At 63.1% G+C, this 14023-nt stretch carries 10 protein-coding genes and 1 pseudogene; 8 read left to right on the top strand and 3 right to left on the bottom strand.

The annotated features are described in order from the left end of the window. Positions 1 to 2: 2 nt before the first annotated feature. Both cyoB and cyoA read right to left on the bottom strand, forming a co-directional pair. On the bottom strand, positions 3 to 2006 hold the full coding sequence (gene cyoB / locus MUU55_RS21940; protein WP_244762911.1) for a cytochrome o ubiquinol oxidase subunit I: 2004 nt from the start codon (positions 2004 to 2006) through the stop codon (positions 3 to 5). A 60-nt stretch (positions 2007 to 2066) separates the two neighbouring features. Continuing rightward, entirely contained in the window at positions 2067 to 3125 is a 1059-nt protein-coding gene (gene cyoA / locus MUU55_RS21945) for a ubiquinol oxidase subunit II (protein ID WP_425314219.1), read from the bottom strand. Between the two features lie 322 nt (positions 3126 to 3447). On the opposite strand from cyoA, the gene MUU55_RS21950 reads away from it, so the two are divergent. Beyond that, positions 3448 to 4776 (top strand): MFS transporter, encoded by a 1329-nt coding sequence (locus MUU55_RS21950; RefSeq protein ID WP_244762913.1) that lies wholly within the window; start codon positions 3448 to 3450, stop codon positions 4774 to 4776. A 399-nt stretch (positions 4777 to 5175) separates the two neighbouring features. On the opposite strand, the pseudogene MUU55_RS29150 reads toward MUU55_RS21950, so the two are convergent. Continuing rightward, positions 5176 to 5315, bottom strand: a pseudogene (locus MUU55_RS29150) (hydantoinase/oxoprolinase N-terminal domain-containing protein); the annotation flags it as partial. Positions 5316 to 5663: 348 nt separating this feature from the next. Here MUU55_RS29150 and MUU55_RS21960 point away from each other — a divergent pair. The 7 genes from MUU55_RS21960 to MUU55_RS21990 all read left to right on the top strand — a co-directional run bounded on the left by MUU55_RS21960 (position 5664) and on the right by MUU55_RS21990 (position 14018). Beyond that, on the top strand, positions 5664 to 7142 hold the full coding sequence (locus tag MUU55_RS21960; protein WP_244762914.1) for a sugar ABC transporter ATP-binding protein: 1479 nt from the start codon (positions 5664 to 5666) through the stop codon (positions 7140 to 7142). Between the two features lie 54 nt (positions 7143 to 7196). After that, positions 7197 to 8201, top strand: coding sequence for an ABC transporter permease (locus MUU55_RS21965; RefSeq protein WP_244762915.1), 1005 nt, complete (start codon positions 7197 to 7199; stop codon positions 8199 to 8201). Between the two features lie 84 nt (positions 8202 to 8285). Continuing rightward, positions 8286 to 9272, top strand: a complete 987-nt coding sequence (locus tag MUU55_RS21970; protein ID WP_244762916.1) for a substrate-binding domain-containing protein — start codon at positions 8286 to 8288, stop codon at positions 9270 to 9272. 59 nt (positions 9273 to 9331) lie between these two features. Then, positions 9332 to 10105 carry an SDR family oxidoreductase gene (locus MUU55_RS21975; RefSeq protein ID WP_244762917.1) on the top strand — a complete coding sequence of 258 codons (774 nt, stop codon included), beginning with the start codon at positions 9332 to 9334 and terminating at the stop codon, positions 10103 to 10105. 11 nt (positions 10106 to 10116) lie between these two features. Next, positions 10117 to 11109, top strand: a complete 993-nt coding sequence (locus MUU55_RS21980) for a dihydroxyacetone kinase subunit DhaK (protein WP_244762918.1) — start codon at positions 10117 to 10119, stop codon at positions 11107 to 11109. A gap of 14 nt (positions 11110 to 11123) precedes the next feature. Beyond that, entirely contained in the window at positions 11124 to 11765 is a 642-nt protein-coding gene (dhaL, locus tag MUU55_RS21985; protein WP_244762919.1) for a dihydroxyacetone kinase subunit DhaL, read from the top strand. Positions 11766 to 11900: 135 nt separating this feature from the next. After that, entirely contained in the window at positions 11901 to 14018 is a 2118-nt protein-coding gene (locus MUU55_RS21990) for a bifunctional sugar-binding transcriptional regulator/dihydroxyacetone kinase subunit DhaK (protein ID WP_244762920.1), read from the top strand. Positions 14019 to 14023 lie beyond the last annotated feature (5 nt).

Consider the following 14023-nt stretch of genomic DNA (forward strand, 5'->3'; position numbering starts at 1 on the left):
GCTCAGGTCCGTTCTGCAAGCAGCGTCGTGCGCGCATCTTCCGTCGCCGTCACGGTCTCGGCGGGGATGAAGAAGTCACGGTCGTAGTTGAAGGTATGGGCAATCGACACCGCGATGATGGCAATGAAGGAAACCGCCGCCAGCCACCAGATGTACCAGATCAACGCGAAGGCGAGCACGATACTGATGCCGGAGAGGATGATGCCCGTGCCGGTGTTCTTCGGCATGTGGATCGCCCTGAAGCCCTCCGTCGGACGCTCGTAGCCGCGGTTTTTCATGTCGTACCAGCCGTCATGGTCATGCACGACGGGCGTGAAGGCAAAATTGTAGTCGGGCGGCGGCGAGGATGTCGACCATTCGAGCGTGCGGCCGTTCCACGGATCGCCGCTGTCGCAGCGCAGCTGGTCGCGCTTCAGGAAGCTAACGACGAGCTGGATGACGAAGGAGGCGATGCCGATCGCGATCAGGCCCGCGCCGAAGGCGGCGATAATGAACCAGATCTGCAGCGATGGATCCTCGAACTGGCTGACGCGGCGGGTCACGCCCATCAGACCGAGCACGTAGAGCGGCATGAAGGCAACGAAGAAGCCGATCTGCCAGAACCAGAAGCTCATCTTGCCCCAGAAGGCATCGAGCTTGTAGCCGAAGGCTTTCGGCCACCAGTAGACGACACCCGCCATCAGTCCGAACAACACGCCGCCGATGATGACGTTGTGGAAGTGGGCGATGAGGAACAGCGAATTGTGCAGCACGAAATCGGCCGGCGGGATGGCAAGCATCACGCCCGTCATGCCACCGATGACGAAGGTGATCATGAAGCCGATCGTCCACAGCATCGGCAGCTCGTAGCGGATGCGGCCGCGATACATGGTGAAGAGCCAGTTGAACATCTTCGCGCCCGTCGGGATCGAGATAATCATGGTCGTTATGCCGAAGAAGGCGTTGACCGAGGCGCCCGAGCCCATCGTGAAGAAGTGGTGCAGCCACACGAGGTAGGACAGGATCATGATCACGCAGGTCGCATAGACCATAGACGTGTAGCCGAAGAGGCGCTTGCCGCAGAAGGTGGCAACCACCTCCGAGAAGATGCCGAAAGCCGGCAGCACGAGGATGTAGACCTCCGGGTGCCCCCAGATCCAGATGAGGTTGACATACATCATCGGGTTGCCGCCGAGGTCGTTCGTGAAGAAGTTCGTGCCGACATAGCGGTCGAGCGAGAGCAGCCCGAGCGTGGCGGTCAGGATCGGGAAGGTCGCGACGATCAGGATGTTGGTGCAGAGCGACGTCCAGGTGAAGACCGGCATCTTCATGAAGGTCATGCCGGGCGCGCGCATTTTCACGATGGTCGCGATCAGGTTGATGCCCGACAGCGTCGTCCCCACGCCCGCCACCTGCAGACCCCAGATGTAATAGTCGACGCCGACGCCGGGACTGTAATCGGCGCCCGAAAGCGGCGGATAGGCGAGCCAGCCGGTCCGCGCGAATTCACCGACGAAGAGCGACATCATGATGATGACGGCGCCGGCCGTCGTCATCCAGAAGGAGAAGTTGTTGAGGAACGGGAAGGAGACGTCGCGCGCGCCGATCTGCAGCGGCACGACATAGTTCATGAAGCCGGTGACGAAGGGCATCGCCACGAAGAAGATCATGATCACGCCGTGCGCGGTAAAAATCTGGTCGTAGTGATGCGGGTTGAGATAGCCCTCGTTGCCATTGAAGGCGATCGCCTGCTGGATGCGCATCATGATCGCATCGGCAAAGCCGCGCAGCAGCATGACGATGGCGAGGATGATGTACATGATGCCGATCTTCTTGTGATCGACGCTGGTGAACCACTCGTTCCAGAGATAGCCCCAGAGCTTGAACTTCGTGATGAGCGCCAGGATCGCAAGGCCGCCGACGGCCACCGCCGCGAAGGTCACGACGAGGATGGGCTCGTGATAGGGGATCGCTTCAAGGGAAAGCCGACCGAAGAGGAATTTCGTGAGGCTGATGTCACCGAACATGGGATCGTCCAATAGCTTATCGAGTGCGCGCCCGCCGTGACCGGCGGACGCGATGAAATTCTAGTGCGACTGGTGCGCGTCGTGGTTCATCGCGGCCGGCTCCTCCTGCCGCTCCTCGACGCCTTCGGCGGGCTCTTCGCTGCGCGCGGGGTTGCCGGTCTCCGGGAAGGTGGCGGCAGGCGCCTCCTCCGCGACATGCCGGTTGTCGTGCTCGAGCCTGGCCTTGTTCTCGTGGCTCTCCTTGCCGGCACCGCCCATCATGTCGATGTGCATCATATCCTTCATGCACATCTGGTTGGCGCGCACGCACATGTTGAGAATGGCCTGATACAGTCCGTCATCGACCGAGGCGAAATAGCGAACAGGTTCCCTCGCGCTGGGCTTTTCAAGCTTCAGGTAGGCATCCCGGTTAAGGACGGTACCGGTCTGCTTCACGCGGGCGATCCAGGCGTCGAAGCCGGCCTGATCCACGCCGTGGAACTTGAAGCGCATGTGCGAGAAGCCGTCTCCGCTGTAGTTCGAGGACAGTCCTTCGTACTCGCCGGCCTTGTTGATGACGGCGTGCAGCTTCGTTTCCATGCCGGGCATGGTGTAGATCATGCCGGCGAGCGCTGGAACGTAGAAGGAGTTCATCACGGACGAGGCGGTGAGCTTGAAGTTGATCGGCACATCGACGGGGGCCGCCATCTCGTTGACGGTCGCAATGCCGTAGTCCGGATAGAAGAAAAGCCACTTCCAGTCGAGCGCCACGACCTCGACGGTAACAGGCTTCACCGCATCGGTGACGGGGCGAGCCGCGTCGATTCGGTCGAGCGGACGATAGGGATCAAGCTTGTGTGTGCTTACCCAGGTGATGGCGCCAAGCGCGATGATGATGGCGAGCGGCGCCGACCAGATGATGACCTCGAGACCGGTGGAGTGGTGCCATTCCGGATCGTAGGTCGCCGCCGTGTTCGACTGACGGTATCGCCAGGCGAAGAATACCGTCAGGAAAATCACGGGAATGATGATGACGAGCATCAGGATCGTCGAGATGACGATAAGGTCCCTTTGCTGCGCCGCGATATCACCCGAGGGTGACATGACGACCATATTGCACCCCGAAAGGGCACCCAACATCAGGGCAAAAATGATGAATCGTCGGGCTAAACTGAATTGCTTCGGCATTTCGGCCTCAACTTGCGTTCTGTCTAGTCGGCAATAATCGGGCACCACGGCACTTGAAATGAGGTGGTTCGTCGCAGCGCAGCATTCTGTCGCAGGAGGTTAGTCAATCAGGGGCTATCTGTCGATGCGCGTTTGTACTAGCGCAATAGAAATGCCCGATGTCAATTTCAGGCACCGAAGGCAAATCGGCGGCGATCGCGTATCCAGTCCTTGATCTCCGGCGCCGATTGATCAACATTCTAACCACATGACGCAAATCCGCGCGGAGGAGTTCATGAGTTCGGCCATCCATCATCCCACATCATCAGGCATGGAGCGGGACGCCCGCCGCATGCATGACGACGACAAGCCGCTCTCCCCGGGCAGCATCGCCATCGGCGTGGTCATCGGCCGCACCTCCGAGTTCTTCGACTTCTTCGTCTATGGCCTTGGCTCGATCCTCGTCTTCCCGAAGCTGATCTTCCCGTTCGCGTCGAGCGCAATGGCGGCGACGCTGATGTCATTCGCGCTCTTTCCGCTCGCTTTCATCGCCCGCCCGATCGGTTCCTTCGTCTTCATGTGGATCGATCGCCACTACGGACGCGGCACGAAGCTGACGGCAGCGCTTGTCATCCTCGGCGGGTCCACTGCCTCGATCGCATTCCTGCCCGGCTACGACACGATCGGCTACTGGGCCGTGGCACTGCTCGCGCTCTTCCGGCTCGGCCAGGGCTTCGCGCTCGGCGGCGCCTGGGACGGGCTGGCGTCGCTGCTCAATCTCAGCGCACCGGAAAACAAACGCGGCTGGTATGCGATGATCCCGCAGCTCGGCGCGCCGTTCGGCTTCGCGCTGGCCAGCATCCTCTTCGCCTATTTCGTCACGAACCTTTCGGAGGCCGACTTCCTCGCCTGGGGCTGGCGCTATCCGTTCTTCGTCGCCTTCGCCATCAACGTCGTGGCGCTGTTCGCCCGCCTGCGAATCGTCGCCAGCAAGGAGTTCGGCGCGGCAATGGAGGCGCAGGAGCTGCAGGCGCGTCCAATCTTCGAGATGCTGAGCAAGCACAGCCTGGATGTCGTGCTCGGCGCGTTCGTACCGCTCGCAAGCTTCGCTATGTTCCACCTCGTCACGATCTTTCCGCTCTCCTGGGTCACTCTCACCGGCACCCAGTCGACGGAGCAGTTCCTCTGGATGCAGGTGGCGGGCGCCGCCCTCGGCGCGGTCGGCATCGTGTTGTCCGGCTTCATCGCCGACCGGATCGGCCGGCGCAACGAGCTGATGCTCGGCGCGATCCTGATCGCCATCTTCTCCTTCTCCGCTCCCTTCCTGCTCGATGCCGGCCGCAGCGGCCAAGACGCCTACATCCTGATCGGCTTCTTCGTGCTTGGCCTCACGTTCGGCCAGTCCTCAGGCGCGGTATCCTCGCGCTTCACGCAGCAGTACCGCTACACCGGTGCGGCACTGACCTCAGACCTTGCCTGGCTGTTCGGCGCAGGCTTCGCGCCCCTGGTGGCGCTCGGCCTCGCCAGCACCTTCGGCATCATCTTCATCGGTGGATACCTGATTTCCGGCGCCATCTGCACCATCGCGGCGCTGACGCTGACGCGGGCCACCCACAATCCCTGACGCGGCAACGCGGCGGGATGCCCCTCAATCGTCCGGCGGGCTGTGGAAGCCGGGCGGCAGAGCAAAGCCCATGCCGGCGCGCGGCGGTTCCGTATGGACCTCCGCCCGCGGCTTGGGGATCATCGCGTGGGCGGCAACGACGGAGCGGATCGCGACCGGGCGATAATGGCGCAAGAGGTCCGGCTTTTCGCCGGCTCCTTCCTTGTCAGTCCGCTCGTTCATGCGTCCCTCCCGGCACATCGTCATCCTGCCTCGACCTTGACCATTGTACCACCACCCGTCGCCTTGTCGTCGGGAAGGCTTCGACGCGGCGACATCGACATAGACCGGCGCCGCGATCACGTCGTTGACGATGCGACCGGTCACCTTGGGCGCATATGGCGCACCGTCGCCACCATCAATAAGAGCCGGCGGCAGGACGATGTCGAGACCGTACTGCCTAAAACGATTTTCCGTGAGCATTCCAACACATCGCGAAAAACCTCGGTCGTGATGAAAGCGGTCTTGGCACCCCGGCGCTCGATCAGCGCATTGGGAGCGTCGTGCCGCAATCAGCAGACAGATCTGCGCGAGTGCGATGCCATTTCGGCCCCCGAGTAGACGCCTCTGGGCGCTCAATTCCAGCCCCCTGCTGGCCACCGCGCCACGCCGGCCTGATCAAGCCCATCTCCGCCAAGGCTGAACGCAACCACTCAACCATCTCTCGCGGCAACCCTCGGATAAAATCGAGCATTAACAATGATATGATAGCGAAAAGATTATCAATTTTACAAAAGACAGAAATAGATCATCGTTTGTCGTTTCCCAACATTGACATTTGTCGATCATTATATGTATTTTGTAAAAATGCGATGGGAGAGCATCGCCCGATGTACCGGGAGGAATGCATGCAGCCACTTCTGAAAGTGGAGGGACTGAAAAAGTCCTTCGGCGGCGTTGCCGCGCTTCGTGACGGTCGCTTCGAACTGGAGGCCGGCTCGGTACATGCATTGTGCGGCGGCAATGGCGCCGGAAAATCGACGTTCCTTTCCATTCTCATGGGTATTCACAAGCGCGACGGCGGCACGATCCTGCATCGCGGCAATCCGGTGGAGTTCGGCAGCCCGGCCGAGGCACTTCGCTCGGGCATCGCCATCATCGAGCAGGAACTGAGCCCGGTTCCGCACATGACGGTGGCGGAGAACATCTATCTCGGCCGCGAGCCTTCGGCCCGCTTCGGCGGCATCGACTTCAAGACGATGAACCGCGACGCACAGGCGCTGCTGGACCGCCTCGAATTCCGCATTTCCGCCACCCAATACATGATGAACCTCTCGGTCGCGCAAATGCAGCTGGTCGAGATCGCCAAGGCGCTGAGCCACGAGGCGGATGTCATTTTCATGGACGAGCCGACGTCGGCGATCGGTGAAAAGGAGGCCCAGCACCTCTTTTCCGCGATCGAGCGCCTGAAGGCCGAAGGCAAGGGCATCGTCTATGTCTCGCACCGCCTCTCCGAGATCTTTCAGATCGCCGATAGCTACACGGTGTTCCGCGACGGCGGCTTCGTCGGTGCGGGCAAGCTTGCGGACATCGACCGACCGGGTCTGATCCGCATGATCGTTGGCCGCGAGCTTGGTGAGGAATATATCAAGACCAACACGCCGACCGAGATCGCCGGCCTCGAAGTGGCGGGTCTCTCCGCACCGGGCAAGGTCGAGGACATTTCGTTCACGGCGCGCAAGGGTGAAATCTTTGGCATCTACGGTCTGATGGGGTCGGGCCGCACGGAGATTTTCAACTGCCTGTTCGGCATGGACCGCCCCTCGACGGGTGAAATCCGCCTCGACGGCCAGACCGTTACGATCCGCCAGCCGTCCGACGCGATGGCCGAGGGCATCGCCTTCGTCACCGAGGACCGCAAGGTCACAGGCCTCAACCTGGCGGACAGCGTGCGCAACAACATTTGCCTCGCCAGCCTGCCGGAAATGAGCCCCGCCTTCGTGATGCGCAAGCGCGACGAGCAGGCCGCCAGTGCCGACATGATCGCCCGCTTCTCCATCAAGGCGGCACGCGACACGATGCCGGTCTCCGGCCTCTCGGGTGGCAACCAGCAGAAGGTCGTGCTCGGCAAGTGGTTCCTGCGCCAGCCGCGCGTGCTGCTGCTCGACGAGCCAACCCGCGGCGTCGATGTGGGCGCCAAGCGCGAGATCTACCGCATCATCTGTGACTTCGCCGCGGCCGGCGGCACGGTCGTGATGATCTCCTCCGAAATCGACGAAATCCTGGGAATGTCCGACCGCATCCTTGTGATGCGGCAGGGACGGTCCGCCGGCATCCATGACCGCCGCGAGACCGATGCCCAGTCCCTCGTGCATCTGTCGACCTGACGGAAACGAGATCCCGAGCGACGCATCGACCCCCGCATGGCAAGAGGTGATACCGTGTCCAGTGCAGAAAACAACACCGCCAGCAGCTGGCTGAATTCCGACCGCCGCAAGCTGATCCTGCAGGAATACGGCATCTTCCTCGCCTTCCTGCTGCTCGTCGGCATACTAGCGCTGTCGAACGAATTCTTCCTCACGCCGGGCAACATTTCCAACGTGCTGCTGCAGACGTCGATCAACGGCATTCTCGCCATCGGCATGACCTTCGTCATCCTGACGCGCGGCATCGACCTGTCGGTCGGCTCCGTCGTGGCGCTGGCCGGCATGGTGAGCGCAAGTTTCGTCACAAGTTCGGCAACGGCAGGCATAGCCGGCGCGCCCTACCCGATGGTCGTGGCACTCGCTGTCGGCATCCTCGTTGGCGTCGCCTGCGGCGGCTTGGTCGGCTTCATCGTCTCGCGCTTTTCCGTACCCGCCTTCGTGGCGACGCTCGGCATGCTTTCGGCCGCGCGCGGCGCCACGCTGATCTATGGCGGCGGCAAGCCGGTGCCCGGCCTCAGCCCGGAATTCCGCTGGATCGGCACGGGCAACATTCTGGGCATTCCGATGCCGGTCATCCTGCTCGCCCTGGTCTTCGGCATCTCCTGGTGGGTTCTGACGCGTACACGCTTCGGTCGCTACATCTATGCTGTCGGCGGCAATCCGCACGCAGCCAAGACCTCGGGCCTCAACGTCACCCGCATCCGCTTCATGGTCTATGTCATCTCGGGAGCGCTGTCGGGCTTGGCCGGCATGATCCTCTCGGCCCGTACGGGTTCGGCCCTGCCGCAGGCCGGCATCGCCTACGAACTCGACGCCATCGCGGCGGTCGTCATTGGCGGCACCAGCCTTTCGGGCGGCGTCGGCCGGGTGACGGGAACGCTGATCGGTGCGCTCATCATCGGCGTCATGAACAACGGCCTCGATCTCATGGGTATCCAGTCCTACTACCAGCAGGTCCTCAAGGGTGCCCTCATCGTCGGCGCCGTGATGCTCGACCAGAAACGAAATCAGGGCCTCTAGCCCGAAGAAACCGGGCGTCTCCCCACGCCCGTGGACGAACGGCACGCCGGAGAGCGGCCGAAATTCTCAAAGGAGGAGAATGACATGAAAAAACTGATGATCGCGCTTGCCTCTGCGACGGTGCTGCTCGCCTCGTCCGCCCTGGCCCAGGAGAAGCTGAAGATCGGCGCGGCCCCCTACGGCCTCAACGCGGAATTCATGCAGATCTGGTCCGCAGCGCTGGAGGAACACCCGGCCGTGAAGAGCGGCGAAGTCGAACTGACCGTCTTCGACGGCCGCTACGACGCACTGGTCCAGCAGGAACAGTTCAACACGATGATCACGCAGAAGTTCAACGCGATCATCTTCGTGCCGATCGACATCGAAGCTGGCGCGACCGCCGTGCAGGCTGCCAGCGACGCCGGCATTCCGGTCGTCGGCTCCAACACCCGCGTGAATTCCGATCTGCTCGCCTCCTATGTCGGCTCCGACGACACGATCTCCGGCTACATGGAAGCCAAGGCCGTGCTCGACAAGATCGGCTGCAAGGGCAATGTCGTGATCATCGAAGGCCCGATCGGCCAGTCCGCGCAGATCTCGCGCCTCGAAGGCAACCAGAAGGCGCTCGCCGAGTGCCCTGACGTCAAGGTCCTCGAACAGCAGACCGCCAACTGGTCGCGCGCCGAAGCCCAGACGCTGATGGAAAACTGGCTGACCGCACACCCCGGCCAGATCAACGGTGTAATCGGCCAGAACGACGAGATGGCGCTCGGCGCCGTCGAAGCGATCAAGTCCGCCGGCCTGAAGACCGAGGACTTCGCGATCGCCGGCATCGACGGCATCACGGACGCGCTGACCGCCGTCAAGGAAGGCACGATCACCTCGATCCTGCAGGATGCCCGCGCTCAGGCGCAGGGTGCGCTGGATCTTGCGATCTTCCACGCCAAGAAGGGCGACTACAAGCCGCAGTCCGACATCTGGGCGCAGTATCCGGACATGCCGTTCAACGACGGCAAGGACAAGGAATACAATGTTCCGTGGACGCCGGTCACGAGCGACAACGTCGACAAGCTCCTGGACATGCGCAAGTAACAACCATCCGCGGGGCGGCCGTGCCGCCCCGTTCTCCCAACGCTTCGAAGGCTGAACCGATGACCGACACACCTCCCAAGATCGATCTCAACTTCCCGCTCGACGGCAAGGTCGCGCTCGTCACCGGCGGCGCCTCCGGCATCGGCGCGGCCATCGCCGCCGCCTTTGCGGCCAAGGGCGCCAGGGTCGCCGTGCTCGACATCAATTCCGATGTCGCCAAAACCAAGGCGGACGAGCTTGGCGGATCGGCAAAGCCTTTTGTCTGCGACGTCTCCAATCCCACCTCCGTCGAAAAGGCGGTGGCCGATGTGGTCGAAGCCTTCGGCGGCATCGATATCGCGGTCAACAGCGCCGGCATCGTCGCCCTTGCGCCGGCTGAAGAGCTGACGCTTTCGCAGTGGGACAGGACGATCGACATAAATCTCAAGGGCAGCTTCCTGATCACCCAGGCGGTCGGCCGCCGCATGATTGCGGCCGGCAAGGGCGGCAAGATCGTCAACCTCGCCTCGCAGGCCGGCACGGTCGCCATCGAGGAGCATGTCGCCTATTGCGCCTCCAAGTTCGGCGTCATCGGCATGTCCAAGACCTTCGCCGCTGAGTGGGGCAAACACGGCATCACCGTCAACACGATCTCGCCCACCATCGTGCTCACCGAGCTCGGCAAGCAGGCCTGGGCCGGCGAGAAGGGCGAAGCCGCCAAGAAGCGCATCCCGGCAGGCCGTTTCGCCTTCCCGGAAGAGATCGCCGCCGCCGCGGTTTTCCTGGCCTCGCCGGGCGCCGACATGATCAATGGCGCCGATCTCCTGATCGACGGCGGCTACACCATTCTGTGAGAGGATTTACCATGCAGCGTTTCATCAACGATCCGGATCTGGTGGTCGAAGACACCGTCAAGGGCTTCGTCAAGGCCCATTCGGACATCGTACGCCTTGCGGAAAACCCGCGCGTCGTCGTTGCCAAGGATGCCCCCTTTGCCGGCAAAGTTGGTGTGGTGACGGGCGGCGGTTCGGGCCACGAGCCCGCCTTCATCGGCTATACCGGCAAGAACATGCTGGACGCCGTCGCCGTCGGCGAGTTGTTCTCCTCGCCGACTGCAAAAAGCTTCCATGATGCCATCCGCGAAGCCAATGGCGGCAAGGGCGTCGTCGTGCTCTACGGCAACTATGCCGGTGACAACATGAACGTGAAGATGGCGGCGAAGCTGGCCGCCAAGGACGGCATCGAGATCGCGACCGTCGTCGCCAACGACGACGTCTGCTCCGCCCCGCCGGAGGAGCGCGAGAAGCGCCGCGGTGTGGCCGGCGAGATCTTCATGTGGAAGATGGGCGGCGCCAAGGCCGCGACCGGCGCAAGCCTTGAAGAGGTCCGCGCCACCGCGCAGAAGGCCATCGACAATTGCCGTTCGATCGGTGTGGGACTCGGCCCCTGTACGCTGCCGGCTGTCGGCCATCCGAATTTCCAGATCGAGCCGGGCACGATGGAGGTCGGCATCGGCCACCACGGCGAGCCGGGCGTGCGCGTCGAAAAGCTGAAGACGGCCGAAGAGGTCGCCAGGGACATGGTGAAGATCGTGCTCGACGATCACAACCTGCCGGAGGGAACCGAGGTCGCCGTGCTCGTCTCGGGCCTGGGCGCCACGCCGCTCAACGAACTCTACATCCTCAACGACACGATCGAGAGCGAGATTTCGGCGCGTGGCCTGAAGATCGTGAAGACCTGGATCGGCAACTACTTCACCTCGCTGGAAATGGTTGGCGCGACGCTGACCGTCATGGCGCTCGACGACGAACTGAAGACGCTGCTCGAGGTCGAGACGCGTTGCACGATGGCTCTATAACGGAGGAAGACAAGATGCAGACGTTCGACAATGCTTCCTCCGGCGCCATCGTTCTGTCGATGGCCGAGCGGATCGTCGAGAACCGCGCCTATCTCAGCGAAATCGACGGCAAGATCGGCGACGGCGACCATGGCGTGAACATGGCCAAGGGTTTCGGCATGGCCGCCGAACGCCTGAAGGGCAAGGACGCCTCTCTTGCCGTGTCGCTCGATACGCTCGGCACCGTGCTGATGACGGAGATCGGCGGCTCGATGGGCCCGCTCTACGGCGTCATGTTCACGGAATTCGCCGAGACCATCGAAAGCGTCGAAAAGATCGATGCGGCGGCCTACAGCAAGATGCTGCATGCCGGCCTTGCCGGTATCCAGTCGATAGGCTCGGCCAAGGTCGGCGACAAGACGCTGCTCGACACCTTCGTTCCCGCGGTCGAAGCTTTCGACACGGCGACGGCGGGGGGTAAGTCCTTCGACGAAGCGCTGGTGGCACTCGTCGCCGCCGCAGAGGCCGGCCGCGATTCGACCATCAACCTCGTGGCCAAGATCGGCCGTGCCAGCCGTCTCGGCGAACGCTCGCTCGGCGTGCTCGATGCCGGCGCCACCTCCTGCGCCATCATCCTCAAGGAGTTGTCCGACGGCGCGCGCGCCCGTCTTGCCTGAAACAGGCGAAAGTTCCTCCCAGGATGCGCGGCCTGTCCTTCGTGACGGGTCGCGCACCGCTTTTTTGCCGTGGCATGTTGCAAACCGGCGGCGTTGCTTTCATCTTCGCCGCCTGATGGGGGACCGGCGAAACCGATGGCATTGAAGACTTCCGCACCGCGCAAGAGCGGCCCCGGCCGGGCAAACGGATCCGAGGGCATCGATACGATTCCGCTGCGCTACGGTGACGACCCCTATGTCTGGGCGTGCTGGCTCTACTACGAAGACGGCATGACGCAGGGCGAGATCGCCGACGCGATGGGCGTGTCACGCGCAACCGTCAACAGCTACCTCGCCGACGCCCGCGAGAAGGGCATCGTCAACATCTCCATCGAGCCCGCTCGCCTCGCCTCGCTGACCATCGCACAGGAACTGAAGCGCCATTTCGGCCTTGCCGACTGCCTGGTCGTGCCCAACGACGACGACACACGCCCGCTGATCGGCCGGCTGGGAGCCGCCGGCGCGCAGGCGCTCTCCAAGATGATCAAGTCCGGCGATACGCTGGCCGTCGCCTGGGGCCGCACGATCCTTTCCGTCGGCGAACATCTGGAAATGGGCGCCCTGCAGGATGTCACCGTCGTGCAGGCGACAGGCGGCACCACCGCGAGCTTCGCCTATACGCCGGAACTGACGACCGCCGCGGTCGCGCGCGCCATCGCCGCACGCTGCGTCAACATCACGGCCCCCGCCGTCGTCGGCTCGGCGCAGATGCACGACATGCTGCTTGCCGAACCGTTGATCCGCGAGCAGTTCGACACGCTTGCCCGCGCCAACCGCATCGTCTTCGGCATTTCGTCGCTGCGGCCCAACTCGACCATCCACACCAGCGGCTTCTTCGAATCCGTGCCGCTGCAGCACTATCTCGCCAAGGGCGCCGCGGGCGTGCTCGCCGGGCGCTTCATCGATGAGCGCGGCCGCCCCGTCGCGGGGCCGCTCGACGATCGCACCATCGGCATCTCGCTCGAAATGCTGCGCGGTATCGGCACGCGCGTTGCCGTGGCCGGCGGGTTCGACAAGGTGCCGGCCCTGCTCGCCGCCCTGCGCGGCGGCTATGCCAATGTGCTGGTGACCGACGCGGCGACCGGCGCCGGGATCCTGCGCGCCGATGGGGTCACCAGCCTCGACGGCAAGCTTTCGCAGCGCCAGAAGAGCACGCCGGTCGCCAACAGCTACCGCACCCACGTCAAGAAGTTCCTCAACAACCCCAATGACGTGGTCGAGGAAATGCTGGACGGCCTGATTGCCTCGCACAGGTCCTACCTCCAGCCGGTCGGCACGTCGCGCCGCGCGCTCGTCGCCCGCAACGGTCCACGCCCCGGCAAGGTCGGCCTCGTCATCGGCGGCGGCACGGGCCATGAACCCTGCTTTGTCGGCTATGTCGGCAAGGGGCTCGCCGATGCGGTGGCGCTCGGCAATATCTTCTCCTCGCCGCCGCCGGACCCCATCGTCAAATGCGCCGTGGCGGCGTCCGGCGGTGCTGGCGTGCTCTTCGTCTACGGAAACTATGCCGGCGACGTGATGAATTTCGAGATGGCTGCCGAACTGGCCGAGGAACAGGGCATCCCGATCCGCACGGTGCTGACGACCGACGACATCGTCTCATCACCGGTCGAGGACAGAGAGGGACGGCGCGGCGTCGCCGGCAATTTCTTCGTCTTCAAGGTGGCAGGGGCCGCCTGCGATCTCGGCATGACGCTCGGCGAATGCGAAACGGTCACGCGCAAGGCAAACGACCGCACCTATACGGTCGGCGTCGCGCTCGAATCCTGCTCCATGCCGCAGACGCGGCGGCACAATTTCGAAATCGGCCCCGACGACATGGAGCTCGGCATGGGTATCCATGGCGAACCCGGCGTGTCACGCGAGCGCGTGCGAACGGCCGATGAGATCGTCGACACGATCATGGACAACATCTTCAAGGAAATGAAGGCTGAACCCGGCGACAGGGTGGCGGTTCTCGTTAACTCCTTTGGTGCGACCCCGCTGATGGAACTCTATATCCTCTATCGCCGGGTCGAGCAGCGGCTCGCCGCCAAGAACATCGAAATCGAGGCGAACTGGGTGGGGCACTACTGTACATCGCTCGACATGGTCGGCGCCTCAATCTCGATCCTGCATCTCGACCGCCAGCTCACCGAACTGCTGCACCATCCGTGCCGGACGGCGATCCTGACTATCAATGCGCCAGAGGCGGACGGCGCGGCAAAGAGCTGAAACGG

It is taken from the genome of Shinella curvata (genome assembly GCF_022899935.1).
Lineage (GTDB): Bacteria > Pseudomonadota > Alphaproteobacteria > Rhizobiales > Rhizobiaceae > Shinella > Shinella curvata.

Bases quoted from the DNA above. Each gene is read 5' to 3' on its own strand.
- MUU55_RS21970 (WP_244762916.1), top strand. From the start codon at position 8,286: ATGAAAAAACTGATGATCGCGCTTGCCTCTGCGACGGTGCTGCTCGCC.
- MUU55_RS21960 (WP_244762914.1), top strand. From the start codon at position 5,664: ATGCAGCCACTTCTGAAAGTGGAGGGACTGAAAAAGTCCTTCGGCGGC.
- cyoA (WP_425314219.1), bottom strand. From the start codon at position 3,125: ATGTTGGGTGCCCTTTCGGGGTGCAATATGGTCGTCATGTCACCCTCG.
- MUU55_RS21980 (WP_244762918.1), top strand. From the start codon at position 10,117: ATGCAGCGTTTCATCAACGATCCGGATCTGGTGGTCGAAGACACCGTC.
- MUU55_RS21990 (WP_244762920.1), top strand. From the start codon at position 11,901: ATGGCATTGAAGACTTCCGCACCGCGCAAGAGCGGCCCCGGCCGGGCA.
- dhaL (WP_244762919.1), top strand. From the start codon at position 11,124: ATGCAGACGTTCGACAATGCTTCCTCCGGCGCCATCGTTCTGTCGATG.
- MUU55_RS21950 (WP_244762913.1), top strand. From the start codon at position 3,448: ATGAGTTCGGCCATCCATCATCCCACATCATCAGGCATGGAGCGGGAC.
- MUU55_RS21975 (WP_244762917.1), top strand. From the start codon at position 9,332: ATGACCGACACACCTCCCAAGATCGATCTCAACTTCCCGCTCGACGGC.
- cyoB (WP_244762911.1), bottom strand. From the start codon at position 2,006: ATGTTCGGTGACATCAGCCTCACGAAATTCCTCTTCGGTCGGCTTTCC.